At 73.0% G+C, this 300-nt stretch carries 1 protein-coding gene; it reads right to left on the bottom strand.

Annotation, left to right across the window (positions count from 1 at the left end; translation table 11 throughout):
• On the bottom strand, nucleotides 1-300 hold a 300-nt coding region (locus ACLZOT_RS51605; protein ID WP_416976190.1), incomplete at both ends, for a sigma factor-like helix-turn-helix DNA-binding protein.

Here is a 300-nt window from a genome sequence, read left to right as displayed (position 1 = left end):
CATTTCGATTCCCCCAGCGTCCGAGGGCCGTCATCCGTCACACCTTGGACGCCCAGCTGCTTGGCCAGACGCTTCAGCCCCCGGTACGCGGCGGTCCGCACCGCGCCCGGGCGCTTGCCGAGGACGCGGGCCGCCGCCGGGGCGTCGAGGCCGACGACCACCCGCAACAGCACCGCCTCGGCCTGGTCCTTCGGCAGCCCGCGGACCAGGTCCAGGGCCGCCTCCGTGGAGATCGACTCCAGCGCCTGGTCGTACGTGCTGTGCGGACCCGGCAGGTCCAGCAGTACGTCCTGGTCCAGC

Origin of the sequence: Streptomyces sp. 4F14, from assembly GCF_048159485.1 — a bacterium.
Taxonomy (GTDB): Bacteria; Actinomycetota; Actinomycetes; order Streptomycetales; family Streptomycetaceae; genus Streptomyces.
This window is presented reverse-complemented; position numbering and strand designations above follow the sequence as displayed.